General features: G+C 71.6%; 12 protein-coding genes. 6 read left to right on the forward strand and 6 right to left on the reverse strand.

The genetic code is table 11. The features are described 5' to 3' along the window. Positions 1 to 109 precede the first annotated feature (109 nt). Entirely contained in the window at positions 110 to 940 is an 831-nt protein-coding gene (locus QRN56_RS20555; RefSeq protein WP_285106348.1) for a TIGR02452 family protein, read from the forward strand. A 98-nt stretch (positions 941 to 1,038) separates the two neighbouring features. Here the strand turns inward: QRN56_RS20555 and QRN56_RS20560 are convergent, their stop codons facing one another. Together QRN56_RS20560 and QRN56_RS20565 are read right to left on the reverse strand one after the other, a co-directional pair. After that, the gene (locus QRN56_RS20560; protein WP_285106350.1) at positions 1,039 to 1,806 is read right to left on the reverse strand and encodes an SDR family NAD(P)-dependent oxidoreductase; all 768 of its coding nucleotides are present in this window, start codon (positions 1,804 to 1,806) and stop codon (positions 1,039 to 1,041) included. Positions 1,807 to 1,834: 28 nt separating this feature from the next. After that, on the reverse strand, positions 1,835 to 2,680 hold the full coding sequence (locus tag QRN56_RS20565) for an SDR family oxidoreductase (protein WP_285106352.1): 846 nt from the start codon (positions 2,678 to 2,680) through the stop codon (positions 1,835 to 1,837). A gap of 100 nt (positions 2,681 to 2,780) precedes the next feature. Between QRN56_RS20565 and QRN56_RS20570 the strand changes: the two genes are divergently transcribed. The 3 genes from QRN56_RS20570 to QRN56_RS20580 all read left to right on the forward strand — a co-directional run bounded on the left by QRN56_RS20570 (position 2,781) and on the right by QRN56_RS20580 (position 5,421). Next, on the forward strand, positions 2,781 to 3,683 hold the full coding sequence (locus QRN56_RS20570; protein WP_285106354.1) for a helix-turn-helix transcriptional regulator: 903 nt from the start codon (positions 2,781 to 2,783) through the stop codon (positions 3,681 to 3,683). Between the two features lie 121 nt (positions 3,684 to 3,804). Then, the gene (locus QRN56_RS20575) at positions 3,805 to 4,881 is read left to right on the forward strand and encodes a hypothetical protein (protein ID WP_285106356.1); all 1,077 of its coding nucleotides are present in this window, start codon (positions 3,805 to 3,807) and stop codon (positions 4,879 to 4,881) included. A 90-nt stretch (positions 4,882 to 4,971) separates the two neighbouring features. Continuing rightward, the gene (locus tag QRN56_RS20580) at positions 4,972 to 5,421 is read left to right on the forward strand and encodes an SRPBCC family protein (RefSeq protein WP_285106357.1); all 450 of its coding nucleotides are present in this window, start codon (positions 4,972 to 4,974) and stop codon (positions 5,419 to 5,421) included. 13 nt (positions 5,422 to 5,434) lie between these two features. On the opposite strand, the gene QRN56_RS20585 is transcribed toward QRN56_RS20580, so the two are convergent. The 4 genes from QRN56_RS20585 to QRN56_RS20600 form a co-directional block, all read right to left on the reverse strand. Continuing rightward, a complete protein-coding gene (locus tag QRN56_RS20585; RefSeq protein WP_285106358.1) occupies positions 5,435 to 6,448 on the reverse strand; it encodes a protein kinase family protein in 1,014 nt (337 codons plus the stop codon). A gap of 47 nt (positions 6,449 to 6,495) precedes the next feature. Next, positions 6,496 to 6,978 (reverse strand): SRPBCC family protein, encoded by a 483-nt coding sequence (locus tag QRN56_RS20590; RefSeq protein WP_285106359.1) that lies wholly within the window; start codon positions 6,976 to 6,978, stop codon positions 6,496 to 6,498. After that, positions 6,975 to 7,361, reverse strand: a complete 387-nt coding sequence (locus QRN56_RS20595; protein WP_285106360.1) for an ArsR/SmtB family transcription factor — start codon at positions 7,359 to 7,361, stop codon at positions 6,975 to 6,977. Before QRN56_RS20595 ends, QRN56_RS20590 begins: the two co-directional genes overlap by 4 nt. A 381-nt stretch (positions 7,362 to 7,742) precedes the next feature. Then, complete coding sequence (locus QRN56_RS20600; RefSeq protein ID WP_285106361.1) at positions 7,743 to 8,798, reverse strand: LacI family DNA-binding transcriptional regulator; 1,056 nt, start codon at positions 8,796 to 8,798, stop codon at positions 7,743 to 7,745. Between the two features lie 148 nt (positions 8,799 to 8,946). Here QRN56_RS20600 and QRN56_RS20605 point away from each other — a divergent pair, with 148 nt between their 5' ends. Further along, on the forward strand, positions 8,947 to 11,871 hold the full coding sequence (locus QRN56_RS20605) for a CBM35 domain-containing protein (protein WP_285106363.1): 2,925 nt from the start codon (positions 8,947 to 8,949) through the stop codon (positions 11,869 to 11,871). 288 nt (positions 11,872 to 12,159) lie between these two features. Further along, a complete protein-coding gene (locus QRN56_RS20610) occupies positions 12,160 to 13,164 on the forward strand; it encodes a LacI family DNA-binding transcriptional regulator (RefSeq protein WP_285106365.1) in 1,005 nt (334 codons plus the stop codon). Positions 13,165 to 13,181: the final 17 nt, after the last annotated feature.

Consider the following 13,181-nt stretch of genomic DNA (forward strand, 5'->3'; position numbering starts at 1 on the left):
ATGTCAGGGTGATGAGGGGGTGCGATTTCGGACGGAAAGCACAACGGTCCGGCGGTCAGCTCGCACGTTGATTGACCGGCCGCGTTTCCGGCGACCAGTATTGCGGGCTGTGACCTCGTCGAACAGGAGCCGGGACCGGTTTCGCGCCCTCGCGGCCGAGACCATGGACGCCGTCCGCGCCGGAAGCTACAGCGCAGGTGAGCGGCGTGTCGACATCGCCGACCAGGTCGCCGCCGCCGCCGCCGGGACGCGCCTGATCCTCCCCGGCACACCGCTGTCCGAGGGCGCCGCCTGGTCCGGCCCCACCACGGTCGAGGTGCGCGACGAGTCGAGCCTGGCGGCGGCGCGGCGCCTCGGCCCGGGCACCGCCTGCCTGGTCTTCGCCTCGGCCCGCAACCCGGGCGGCGGGTTCCTCAACGGCGCCCAGGCCCAGGAGGAGGCGATCGCGCGCAGCTCGGCGCTGTACGCCACCCAGACCAGCGCGCCCGAGTTCTACGAGCACCACCGCCGCGAGACGTCCCTGCTCTACAGCGACCGGGTCATCCTCTCGCCCGACGTCCCGGTCATCCGGGACGACGACGGCGTCCTGCTCGCCGAGCCCTACCCGGTCACCTTCCTGACGGCGGCGGCGCCGAACCTGTCCGCGATCGAGCGCAACCAGCCCCCCGCGGTGGGCGAGGTCAGGGCCACGCTCGCCCGCCGGGCCGCGCGGGTGCTCGACGTGGCCGCCGCCCATGGCAGCCGCCGGATCGTCCTCGGCGCCTGGGGCTGCGGAGTGTTCGGCAACGACCCTGCCGACGTCGCTTCTGCCTTCGCCGAGGCCCTGGCCGAGCGGCCGAGGTTCGAGCACGTCACCTTCGCGATCCTCGATGCGCGGCCCGGGCAGCCGGTGCTCGGAGCCTTCGAGAAGCGGTTGCGAACGGCGTATGAGGGCGCCTGACGCCCTCGCCGTCGGTGCCGGCGGCTTCGAAGGTCACCTCGATGTCGGCACCGGCGACCCGGACCTCAGGGTGCGCCGGGTGGTCCGGGCCAGATGACTCAGGCCTGGTCGGTGGGCATGACCCACAGCTCGGCTATGGACGCGTGCCGCGGGCGGGTGACCATGTAGGCGATGCCGTCGGCGATGTCCTGAGGCACGAGCGTCTCGGTGTTCTCGTAGAAGGCGTCGATGTCGTCGCGCATGGCCCCGCTGTTGTGGGAGCCGAGCTCGGTAGCGACGCCGCCGGGCTCCAGGACGCCGACCCGGACGTGCTTTGTGGTGACCTCCTGACGCAGGGACTCGGTGAAGCCGTTCACGCCGAACTTGGTCAGGTTGTAGACGCCGTAGTTCGCCCAGGCCACACGGCCGGCGATCGAGCTGATGTTGACGATGTCGGCGACCTGGCGAGGGTCGTCCTCGGCGGCCTTCAGGAGGTGCGGAAGCGCCGCGTTGGTCATGTAGAGCAGGCCTTGCACGTTGATCGCGAGCATGCGCTCCCACTCTTCGACGTCGGCGCCGACCACCGGGCCGAGGAGCATGAGACCCGCGTTGTTGACAAGCACGTCCAGGCGGCCGAGCCGATCGATCACTGTCTGGACCGCCGCTTCGGCCTGGGCGCGGTCGGTGATGTCGGCCTCGACGGCCAGGGCGGCGCCGCCCGCTGCCTGGATCTGCGAGGCGAGGATGTGGAGCCGGTCGGCCCGCCGGGCGACGAGCGCGACGGACGCGCCCTCCTTGGCCAGACGGCGGGCGGTTGCCTCACCGATGCCGCTGCTGGCGCCGGTGACAAGGGCGACTGTGCCGGCGAGAGGGGATGTCGATGTCATGTGGATGGCTTCCTGTCGAGGTTCTGTGTCAGACGTCGTAGGAGAGCGACGCGGACAGCTCTCGGTTCGCGTCGAGCTGCCCCTGGATGGTGGCGAGGTTCTGCTCGACCCCGGCGGTCGCGTCGGCGCCGGCCACGAAGCGCAGCGGCAGGTGCCCCGAGTCGGAGAGGGCAACGAGGGCCTGGGCCAGCTTCTTCGGATCGCCGCCCTGCTGCCCGTTCATGCTCTTCCAGGCCGCAACGGTCTGCGTGGTGCGCTCGGCGTAGTCCTCGATGTCCAGCTCGGGCCAGATGGTTGAGGACCCTTCGACGAGCAGCTCGGTGCGGAAGAAGCCAGGCTCCACGGCCATCGTCGAGATGCCGAACGGTTCGAGGTCGAACCGGAGGGACTCCATCCAGCCTTCGAGCGCGAACTTCGAGGCGGCGTAGGCGGCGCAGAACTCCTGGCCGATGAGTCCGGCCGACGACGTGACCGTGATGACCTGGCCCGACCGCTGTGCGCGCATGACCGGGAGGATCGCGCGGGTGACGTTCAGAGGCCCGAAGAAGTTGGTCTCCATCTGCGCGCGGAACTGCGCAGGGCTGATGTTCTCGAAGTAGCCGGCGTAGAAGTTGCCCGCATTGTTGACGAGAACGTCGATGCGACCGAAACGGTCGACGGCCGCCCGGGCAGCGTCGGCCGCGGCGTCGGGATCGGTGATGTCGAGGGAGAGGGCGAGCAGGTTCTCGTGCTCGCCGACCGAGGCCAGCACCCGGTCCGCGCTGCGGCCGGTTGCGACCACCGAGTGGCCGTCGGACAGAGCGGCGCGAGCGATGTCGACGCCCATGCCTCGGCTCGCGCCAGTGATGAACCAGACCTTCGTGTTGTTGTTCATGCCATCAGGAAATGCTGCCGCGGGCGTCGCAGGGAGACCCGCTTTATAGGGTTAATGCCAGTGACCCCCTACGACGGGGCCGCTGACGTATTTTCGAAGCATGGACACCCGGAACGACATCCGTGAGTTCCTGACCACCAGACGGGCCAGGCTCACCCCTGAACAGATTGGCCTGCCCGACTTCGGTGGTCGGCGGCGCGTTCCTGGGCTGCGCCGCGAAGAGGTCGCGCTGGTCGCAGGGATGAGCGTGGAGTATTACGTGCGCCTGGAGCGAGGGAACGCCACCGGCGTCTCCGAGGCCGTGCTTGAAGGCATCAGTCGCGCCCTCCAGCTTGACGACGCCGAGCGCTCCCACCTGTACGACCTCGTGCGTGCCGCCAACGAAGGCACTCACCGGCAGCAACGTCGCGCACGCCCCAGAACGCAACAGGTCCGGCCGGGTGTGCGACAGCTGCTCGACGCGATGGCCGACGTCCCCGCGTTCGTGCAGAACGGGCGGCTCGACATCATCGCCGTCAACAGGCTCGGACAGGCCGTGTTCTCGGAGATGTACGTACAGCCGCAACGCCCCGCGAACTTCGGCCGATTCGTGTTCCTCGACCCCCGCGCCCAGGGCTTCTACCGCGACTGGGGCAACGCGGCGCGCCAGACCGTCGCGATCCTGCGCACGGAGGCCGGTCGCGCTCCGCACGACCACCACCTGAGCGACCTGGTCGGCGAGCTCTCCACCCGCAGCGACGCCTTCCGCACCCTCTGGGCGTCCCACGACGTGCGCGAGCACCGCACCGGCGTCAAGGCGATCACCCACCCGGTCGTCGGCGACCTGGACCTGGACTTCGAGGTCATGGATCTCTCCTCCGACCGCGGCATCCAGCTGATCGCCTACTCCGCTGCGCCCGGCTCGGCCTCTCACGATGCACTCAAGCTCCTCAGCAGCTGGACGGCGACGACCAGTTCGGTCGACGAACACCGCACCGGCCAAGACACCGTGGAACACAGCTGAACAAGCGGGTGCTCGACCAGCTGTGGATACCGGCAGATCATCCTGTTCGGGTGACACCGACGCGCCGGCCGTCGAGGGATGCTGGTTCCGGGCCCAGCAGCGACGAGGCAGGAGAACCGACATGAGTGAGTCGACACCGATCAGCCGCATCTTCCGTCGCCCGGGCGCCACGACGGAGTCACGCGAGTCGTCGGCGCTCCTCGCCGGCGCGGTGGCCTTCGTGCTGGGGGTGCTCGTCGGGCTGATCGTGTTCCAGGGTCGCGACGTGCCGATCTCCGGGCGCGGCTCGCTCGGCGACTTCGCCGCCCTCGGCGGAGCACTCGTCGCGATCGGGGCGGTCCTCTTCGGTTGTGTCTCGCGACGCGGCCAGATCCGGCGCGAAGCGGCCGACGACAGGGAGCGGCCGCGCCTGCGCTGGTTCGACGTCGCGGCCCTGGCGCTGGCGCACGCCGTCATCGCGCTGCTGGGGTGGATCGGGCTCGCGTCGATCGTGAGCAGGAGCTTCGTCGGAGCGACCGCCTATCCGACGTCGGCCGCGGTGCTCGCCGGCGTGGCCCTGGCCGTGACCACCTACCTGACATTCCTGTCGGCGGTGAACCTCACCCCGATGACGCTCTCGCTCGTCCTGGCGGTGTTCCTCACCGTCGGAGCCTTCGCCAGCATGCTCAGCGCGACCGACCCGTTCTGGTGGAAGGAGAATCTCAGCGCACTCGGGATGACCGACGACATCTCCGCCATGGCGTTCAACCTGACCCTGATCGTCGCCGGCGTCATGGTCACGACCATCGCCCACTACGCGACCGCGTACCTCCCGCACTCGACTCCCGCGGAGGCGCGGGGCCGCAGCCGGGTCCGGATGGCGCTCGTGCTCATCGGCATACTCTTGGCGTGCGTGGGGGTCTTCCCCGTCGACGACTTCCTGGCGGCTCACAACATCGCCGCCACCGGGATGGTGATCGTGTACGTCGCGCTGGTCGTGAGCCTCCGCCGGTTGCTCCCGTCGATGCCCCGGGTGTTCGTCCTGCTCGGCTACACCTACGTCGGGGTGATCGTCGTTCTCGCGATCTTCTTCATCACCGGGTACTACAACCTGACGGCCGTCGAGCTGGTCGCGGCCATCCTCATCTTCAGCTGGATCATCGTGTTCCTGCGCAACACCGGGGCGGTCGAGGAAGGTCTCCAGCCCGGCAGCCGGTGACAAACCGTGCGCCCCGCCGATTCCCGGGCACCATGGGGGTACCGGCAGGCACCCTGCGGTCACATCCGAGAACCATCACGGAGGACAGCGATGAGCATCGAGACCCCGCGCCACACCACCACGGCGACCACCCACATCGCCGAGCCACCCGAGCGGGTCTGGGCCGAGCTCACCCACCCGGGTGCCCGGTGGATGCTGGGCGCGAACATCGAGACGGACTACCAGCCGGGCAGCCCGATCACCTTCGAGGGCCACTTCTTCGGTCGCGTCTTCGCCGACAAGGGCACCGTCATCGCCGTCGACCGCCCACGGCTGCTGCACTTCACGCACTTCGCGCCACTGAGCGGCCTGCCGGATGTTCCCGAGAACTACCACGAGATCCGGATCGAGCTCACGCCCGACGACGGCGGCACGCGCGTCACCGTGACCCATGGGAACATCGACACCGCGCAGCACGCGTCCGCCTCCGCGGGGCACTGGAAGGACGCGCTCGCGACGCTGGCCCACCGCGACGACGGGTCGGGCCCGACCCACTGGTGAGTCCGGCCCAGTCCTACTGCCCGGTCCGGCGGATCGCCTCCAGCGGGTACGGCGTCGACCGGCTCTCCCGCTGGAACGCGCGGTAGAAGTCCCCCACCACCGCGGCGACCGGCGCGTGCCGGAGCATCACCGCTGCGAGCGCCGCCGGAACTCGCTCCGGGGACACTCCCTCGGCACACGCGCGAACGAACGTCCTGCGCTCCTCCGGCCCGAACCCGTACAGCGCGACGGCCAGCCAGTTCACCAGGTGCGTGGCGGCGTAGTACCGGTCGTAGCCCTGGTGTTCGTGGAAGAAGTCGGACTCGCCCGGGGTGAGCTCGAAGCGGGAAGAGATCGCGAGGCCGTAGTCGGCGAAGTAGAGCCGCCTGCCGTCGGTCAGGATGTTCTGGAAGTGTGCGTCGAAGTGCAGGAGCCCACGGGCGTTCATGAACGAGAGGCCAGCCCTCAGCTCGTCGTCCACCATGGCGCAGGCCCGCTCAGCCGCCTCGTCACCGGCCCTGACCTGGACGTCCAGCCAGTCGTGCAGGTTCTGCGGGATGTACTCCAGGAACAGCACGAGGCTCGCCGTGGACTGCTGCACCGCCTCGATCCGGTGGCGGATCTCGGGTCCGCCGCCCCAGTAGGCGACGGCGTGCTCGACGTCGGCCAGCTCCTCGGGGAGCGGCTGACCGGCATCCGGTAACTCGCGCCAGTGGTACATCAGGGGGAACCCCTCGGACTCCCCGGCGAGCACCCAGTCCGTCGTCATGATCTGCGCGGCCAGCTCCCGCCAGGCGCCGAACCCCGGGCCACCGATGGTGCCGACTCCGAAGTGGCAGAAGACCGGCAGCCCGAACAGGTTCGCCGTGGAGCGGACGTTCTCGGGACGGCGCTCGAGGTCGGTGAGCCGCACCTGCTTGACGAACACCGGCGTCCCCTCGACGTCGAGCAGCACGGTCGCGCCGCCGATGCCGGAACCGATCGGCGTGCCGGCGTCGACGAGCTCGCGCAGCCCGCGGTCGCTGCACAGCGACAACGCCCTGGACACGGCTCCGTGGGCGGCCAGGCGAGCGCCGCGGGACAGGTCAGGGTTCGTCAACTGCGCCGCCCGGCACGAGCGCGGCGTATCCCGCGCTCATCGGCATGTAGTCGGCGTCGAAGTCGGCGAGGCTGGGCGGCGACGAGGCGGTCCAGGTACCACTCCCAGCCCGGCCCGGTCTCCGGCAGGGTCTTCGGGTCGAGCTCCCTCTGCCGCAGGGTCAGCGTGGTGCCGCCGTCCACCTCGGCGAGCTCGGCGCTGAGCCGCCAGTTGCCGTACTCGTCCTCGGCGCTGACGGCGAGCAGCCGCGGCGGCTCGCACGCGTCGACGCGGAACTCCGCCGGCGCTCCCGGCTCGGCCTCGGCGTTCATGGTCACCAGCACGCGGCCCGACGACGGGTCTCCGGTCCATGTGCCGAACCACCGGGCGAGGCGCTCCGACTCGGTGACGCTCGCCCACACGTCGTCGATCGGGACGCCGAACCGGCGCACCAGCACCAGGGTCCGCCCGTCGTCCTCCAGGGTTCCGGTCAGGTTCATGCGGTCCGCTCCTTCGCGCTGGTACCCGTGGTCTTCGTACCCGATGCGGTCGTCCCCCGACGGCGGTCCCGTGCCGCCCGGCGCACCTCGGTGCCCAGTGCGTCGAGGTGACCCGCGGTGACCGGCGCCCGGCTCGCGGTGAGCGCACCGATCAGCGCGCCCACCTCTGACAGCGGCCCAGGATCGAGCGCATAGCGCCGCTCCCGGCCGTCGTCGGTCCCCCGCACCAGGCCGGCGTCACTCAGCACCCGCAGGTGCCTGCTGATCGCCGGGCGTGACACCGCGTGCTCGGCCGCGAGGTCCACCACGCGCGCCGGGCCGTCCGCGAGCCGCAGCAGCAGCTCGCGCCGGATCGGATCGGCGATGGCCCCGAAGACGTCCACACCCCCAATGGTAACCGATCAGTTACCAATTCTCGAGTGACCCGCTGCACCGCACCGGCGCCTCGGGGCAACGCCTACGCCGCCGAGGGGGTAACGGTGAGCGAACATTGTTCGCTCACCGTTACCCCCTCGGCGGAGTGGTCCTTGCCCACCAGAACGGCTCAGTCGCTCGGGCCCTCAGGAACGAGGTTGGCCACCCGCACGTCGAACACAGCCCCCCGCCCTCGGCGAAGGCCTCGACGCCCAGCGCATCAGAACCGACAGGTTCAGGTTGAGCTCCTCTTCGTCGTCGCCCAGCGCCGGTTCGTCGAGGGCATCACCGCGGGCTCGTTCCGCTGACCGTCGGGTCTCCCCGCGGGACGACGTCGGACCACGGCGCCGTCACCCACGGGGAGGCCCGACCGAACCGCGCTCGACCAGGTGGACGTCGAGCGAGACGGGCTCGCGGGGGGCCTTCGTGCTGTCGGTCCCGGGCTCGGTCTCCGTCCGCTCGATCTCCGCAGGTTCTATCTCCTCCAGGATGATGCGCGACGCCTCGGCCACCTTGGCCGCCATGTCCTGCGCGACCGTGGTCAGGCCGGGGGTCGTGTACCGGGCGAAGTCGAGGTCATCGAACCCGATGACCGACACGTCGCCGGGCACCGACCCGCCCGCCTCGACGATGCCCGCCATGATCCCGACCGCGAGGTGGTCGGCCGTGGCGAAGACCGCGGTCACCTCCGGGTGGTCGCGGCGCAGCCGGAGGCCGAGGCGGCGGCCGTCCTCGAACAAGGTCAGCACCTCCTCCGCCTCGATCGCGCGCGGGTCGAGCCCGGCCTCCAGGCACGCCTCGCGGAAGCCTGTCCACCGCTGGCCCACCACGCCCAGGCCCTGGTAGGGCGGCCCGGCGAACAGCACGTGCCGGTGCCCGGCGTCGGCCAGGCGCGCGCCGGCGAGGCGGCCGCCCGCGTGGTCGTCGCTGCGCACCCCGATCGCCCGCGGGTTCGCGGAGTAGCTGTCGATGGCGACGAGCGGTACGGCGTCGACCCGCAGGCGGTCGATCTGCTCGTCGGTGAACTCGACCAGCACCACGCCGTCGAGCGACCAGCCGCGCACGGTCTGCGCCACCTGGTCCTCGTGCTCGATGCCGCGCAGCAGCACGTGGTAGCCGCGATGCCGCAGGTGGGTCTCCATGCCGCCGACCACGGCGACGGTGTGCGGGCTGACCAGCAGGCTGTTGTTCTCCCCCACCGGGACGAGCGCCGCCACGATGTGCGAGCTGTTCGCCGCGAGGCTCCGCGCCGGGATGTTCGGCACGTAGCCGAGCCGGGCGGCGATGCCCAGCACGCGCTCGATCGTCGCGGGCGAGACACGGGCGCGCTTGCCGTTCATGACGTTCGAGACGGTCATGACGCTGACGCCGGCCTCGTCCGCGATGTCGCTCAGTCGTGTGGTCACGCGAACCTCCCCCGTCGGCTTCCGGCTCCAGCCGCATCCTAGGTGGCCCTTGACCGGACGGTCGGCATCCCCTTACCGTCGTCGCAAGTTTACCGCTAAACCTCACCGTCGGTAGACCCCAGTGCGCATCCCGGTCGAAGGAGATCTCATGCCGCGCAGAACTGACACACGCACTTTCCCCGCCTGGCGCAGACGCCTGGCCCTGCTGGCGGCGGTCGCCGTCGCCGGCTCCGCCCTCGTGGCCGCGACCGCGGTCCCGGCCGGCGCCGCGACCAGCCGCTACCAGGCCGAGCAGGCCGCCCTGACCGGCGGCGCGGTCGTGGCCACCGAGCACGCCGGCTACACGGGCTCCGGCTTCGTGGGCGGCTACACCGACGGCAACAAGGGCGCCGCGACCTCGACGTTCACCGTGACGGCGTCCGCGTCGGGCCCGCACACGCTGGGCCTGCGCTACGCCAACGGCACCGGTTCGGCCAAGACGCTCACCCTCCTGGTGGACGGCGCCGCCCAGCAGGTCACCCTCCCGGCGACGGCGGGCTGGACCACCTGGGCGACCCAGAGCGCCGTCGTCACCCTGAGCGCCGGCAGCCACGCGGTGGCCTACCGGTTCGGCAGCGCCGACTCGGGCAACGTGAACCTCGACGCCCTCGACGTCACGGACTCGGGCGGCTCCAGCGGAGCCGACTACGGCCCCGGGCCGACGTTCGAGGCGGAGGCAGCCACCCTGGCGGGCGGCGCCGTGACCGCCACGGACCACACCGGGTTCTCCGGCACCGGGTTCGTGGGCGGGTTCACCGACGGCAACGCCGGATCGGCGTCGGTCACGTTCAAGGTGCAGGTCACGGCCGCCGGCGCGAAGGACCTGACGCTCCGGTACGCGAACGGCACCGGCTCCGCCCGCACGCTCTCGCTGTACGACGGCGGGACAAGGCTGACGCAGCTCTCCCTACCCGCGACCGCGAGCTGGGACACCTGGGGCACCGTGACGCACACCGCGACGCTGACCGCGGGCAACCACGACCTGCGGCTGGCCTACGCCTCGGGCGACAACGGCAACGCGAACGTCGACAGGCTCGATGTCGCCACGAACGTGCCGCCGCAGCCCGCCGGACCGGGCGAGGCCGAGAACGCCTACCGCTCCGGGAACGCCGCCGTCGCGTCCGCCACCGGCGGCTTCACGGGTGCGGGGTACGTCGGCGGCCTCACGACGACGGGCGCGCGCGTGCTGCGCACGGTCCAGGCCGGATCGGCCGCCACGGCGACCGCGACGTTCCGGTTCGCGACGCCCGCAGGCGCGCGCACGCTCGACCTGCTGGTCAACGGCCGGGTCACCGGCCAGGTCACCTTCCCCGCGGGCAGCGGCTGGCGCACGGTCACGGCGAGCGTGCCGGTCCGGGCCGGCGTCAACACGGTGGGCCTGCGGGCGGCGGGCTCGGGCGCCGACGTGCTGGTCGACAGCCTCACGGTCTCGGGCGAGACCGACCTGGCCGTGCGCGGCGCGTCGACGTCTTACCAGCAGTACGAGGCCGAGGCCGGGACGACGACGGGCACCAAGCTGACGCCGTCGCGCACCTACGGCACGGTGCAGGCGGAGTCGAGCGGTCGCAGCGCCGTCCGGCTGGACGCCGTCGGCGAGAAGGTGGACGTGACCCTCACCGCCCCGGCGAGCGGGCTGGTGCTGCGCTGCTCGATCCCCGACAACGCCGCGGGTACCGGCCAGACGTCGCCCCTGGCGGTCTACGCGAACGGGACCAAGCTCAAGGACGTGACGCTGACCTCGGCGCACTCCTGGCAGTACGGCGAGTACCCGTTCCACAACGACCCGGCGCTGGGCGCCGCCCACCGGTTCTACGACGAGCTGCGGTTCGAGATCCCCGAGCAGCCGGCCGGCACGGTCCTGACGCTGCAGAAGGACTCGGGCGCCGTGGCGCACGTCGACATCGACCTGGTGGAGGCCGAGCGGGTCGCTCCGGCGCTCACGGCGCCGTCGGGCGCGGTGTCGATCACGGCGCACGGCGCGACGTCGGGCGGTGGTGACGACACGGCGGCGATCACGGCGGCGGTGGCCGCTGCGAAGGCCGCGGGCGTGCCGGTCTGGATCCCGGCCGGCACCTTCCACGTCAACGACGCCGTCCGGGTCTTGGGTGTGTCCGTGCTCGGTGCCGGCCCCTGGCACTCGGTGATCGTGGGCACGGGCCGCGCGGGCGGCTTCTACGCGACCGGCGGCGGGGTGACCATCGCCGACGTCGCGATCTTCGGCTCCGCCACCGTGCGCGAGGACGCCGACGGTCAGGCCGCCATCGAGGGCGACTTCACGAGCGAGACCCTGCTGCAGAACATCTGGGTGCAGCACACCAAGGTGGGGCTGTGGGTGCGGCCGGGCTCGCGCGACCTGCTCGCGGTCGGGCTGCGCGTCCGTGACACGTACGCCGACGGCGTGAACCTGCGCTCCGGCGTGACCAACGCACAGGTGACCCAGTCGACGTTCCGCAACACGGGTGACGACGCGCTGGCCATGTGGTCGGACGGCGCGGCCGTGAGCGGCAGCGTGTTCTCGTTCAACACCGTCCAGGCGCCGGCCCTGGCCAACGGCCTGGCCGTGTACGGCGGCGGGGGCGGCAACCGGGTCGAGGACAACCTCGTGGCCGACACGGTCAACGCGGCCGCGGGCATCGCGGTCAGCACCCGGTTCGGCGTGCCGTTCACGGGCACCACCACGGTGGCCCGCAACACGCTGACCCGCACCGGCAGCCGCGAGCCCAACTGGCCGGCCGAGCTCGGCGCGCTGTGGGTCTACGCCGACGTGCACGCCATCGACGCGCCCATCGTGATCCGCGACATGACCATCCAGGACAGCACCTACGCGGGCGTGCTCATGTCGTGGCAGAAGTCGATCCAGCAGGTGAGCCTCGACCGGGTCGCGATCACCGGCTCGGGCACCTATGGCATCGAGCTGCACGCCGCGGGCAGCGCGACGTTCGCGAACACGACCGTGTCCGGGTCCGGGACCGCAGGGCTGCTGAACGACATGGGGTTCGTGCTCAACCGGCTCGGGGGCAACTCCGGGTTCTGAGATCGGTGCGGCGGTCGGCGCGGCGGGTCCTGAACCTGCCGTGCCGGCCGCGCAGCGGTGCCGGCCCGGGCTCACCTCGTGTAGGCCCGGGTCTCTCCGGTCTCCGGGTCGCCCGTGCCGGCGTCAGCTCCGGCTGTCCCGGCGGCGACGGCCCTGCCACGATGCAAGCCGATCGGCCGGCACACCATCCAGTAGGCTTGCCGCGAGGCAACAACACTGTCGTTGAGCGGGCCGGACATGGTCGGCGGGCGCGGCACAGCGGTTCGACGCGGACGCAAGGAGGCCACCGTGGGTCGACGCGAGGACGTCGCCCGCCTCGCCGGCGTCTCGGCACGCACGGTGTCCAACGTCGTGAGCGGCACCGTCAACGTCGCCGCCGGTACCCGTGAGCGCGTGCTCGCCGCCATCGAGGAGCTCGACTACCGGCCGAGCGAGATCGGCCGGATGCTGCGCTCCGGCCGCACCGGCATGGCCGCGCTCGTGGTGCCCGACCTCGACAACCCCTACTTCGCGGAGCTCGCCCGCAAGCTCATCGAGGCCGCCCGTGCCCACGGGTACACGCTCATGATCGAGCAGACCGACGGCGACCGGGACCGCGAGCGCGAGCTGCTCGCCCGCGCCGACACCAAGGCCGTGTTCGACGGGCTGATCGTGAGCCCGCTCGGCCTCACCGACGACGACCTGACCCGGTCCTCGCGCACGCAGCGGCCCGTGGTGCTGCTGGGCGAGGAGCCGCACCCTGGCTTCGACCACGTGCACATCGACAACTTCGTGGCGTCGCGCGACGCCGTCGGGCATCTGCTGGCCACCGGGCGGCAGCGGGTGGTGGCCGTCGGAGCCCAGCGGGCGGAGGGGTCCTCCAGCTCCCTGCGCCTGGCCGGCTTCGAGGCCGCGATGGGCGCGGCACCGCACGCCTCCGCCGACGTCGCCTACGTCGACGCGTTCACCCGGCGCGGCGGGGCCGACGCCACCCGGGCCCTGCTGCGCGGGCGCACGCTGCCCGACGCCCTCTTCTGCTTCTCCGACCTGCTCGCCCTCGGCGCGCTGCGGGCGCTGCGCGAGGCAGGGATCTCCGTGCCCGAGCAGGTGGCCGTGGTCGGCTTCGACGACATCGAGGACGGCCGGTACGGCAACCCCAGCCTCACGACCGTCTCGCCCGACAAGGAGGCCATCGCGCAGGCCGCCATGGACGCGCTGGTGCGACGGGTCGGCGGCGACGAGCGCGACGCGGTGCGCGTCATCGCACCGCACCGCCTGGTCGAGCGGGAGAGCACCGGGGCGAGCGGCGGCTAGTCACGCCCCGGCCGGCG

The sequence above is a fragment of the Promicromonospora sp. MEB111 genome (genome assembly GCF_030209445.1).
In the GTDB taxonomy this organism is placed as follows: Bacteria; Actinomycetota; Actinomycetes; order Actinomycetales; family Cellulomonadaceae; genus Promicromonospora.

Excerpts from the sequence above, each read along its gene's own strand:
- QRN56_RS20605 (WP_285106363.1), top strand. The coding sequence starts at position 8,947 with ATGCCGCGCAGAACTGACACACGCACTTTCCCCGCCTGGCGCAGACGC.
- QRN56_RS20570 (WP_285106354.1), top strand. The coding sequence starts at position 2,781 with ATGGACACCCGGAACGACATCCGTGAGTTCCTGACCACCAGACGGGCC.
- QRN56_RS20560 (WP_285106350.1), bottom strand. The coding sequence starts at position 1,806 with ATGACATCGACATCCCCTCTCGCCGGCACAGTCGCCCTTGTCACCGGC.
- QRN56_RS20590 (WP_285106359.1), bottom strand. The coding sequence starts at position 6,978 with ATGAACCTGACCGGAACCCTGGAGGACGACGGGCGGACCCTGGTGCTG.
- QRN56_RS20565 (WP_285106352.1), bottom strand. The coding sequence starts at position 2,680 with ATGAACAACAACACGAAGGTCTGGTTCATCACTGGCGCGAGCCGAGGC.
- QRN56_RS20580 (WP_285106357.1), top strand. The coding sequence starts at position 4,972 with ATGAGCATCGAGACCCCGCGCCACACCACCACGGCGACCACCCACATC.
- QRN56_RS20575 (WP_285106356.1), top strand. The coding sequence starts at position 3,805 with ATGAGTGAGTCGACACCGATCAGCCGCATCTTCCGTCGCCCGGGCGCC.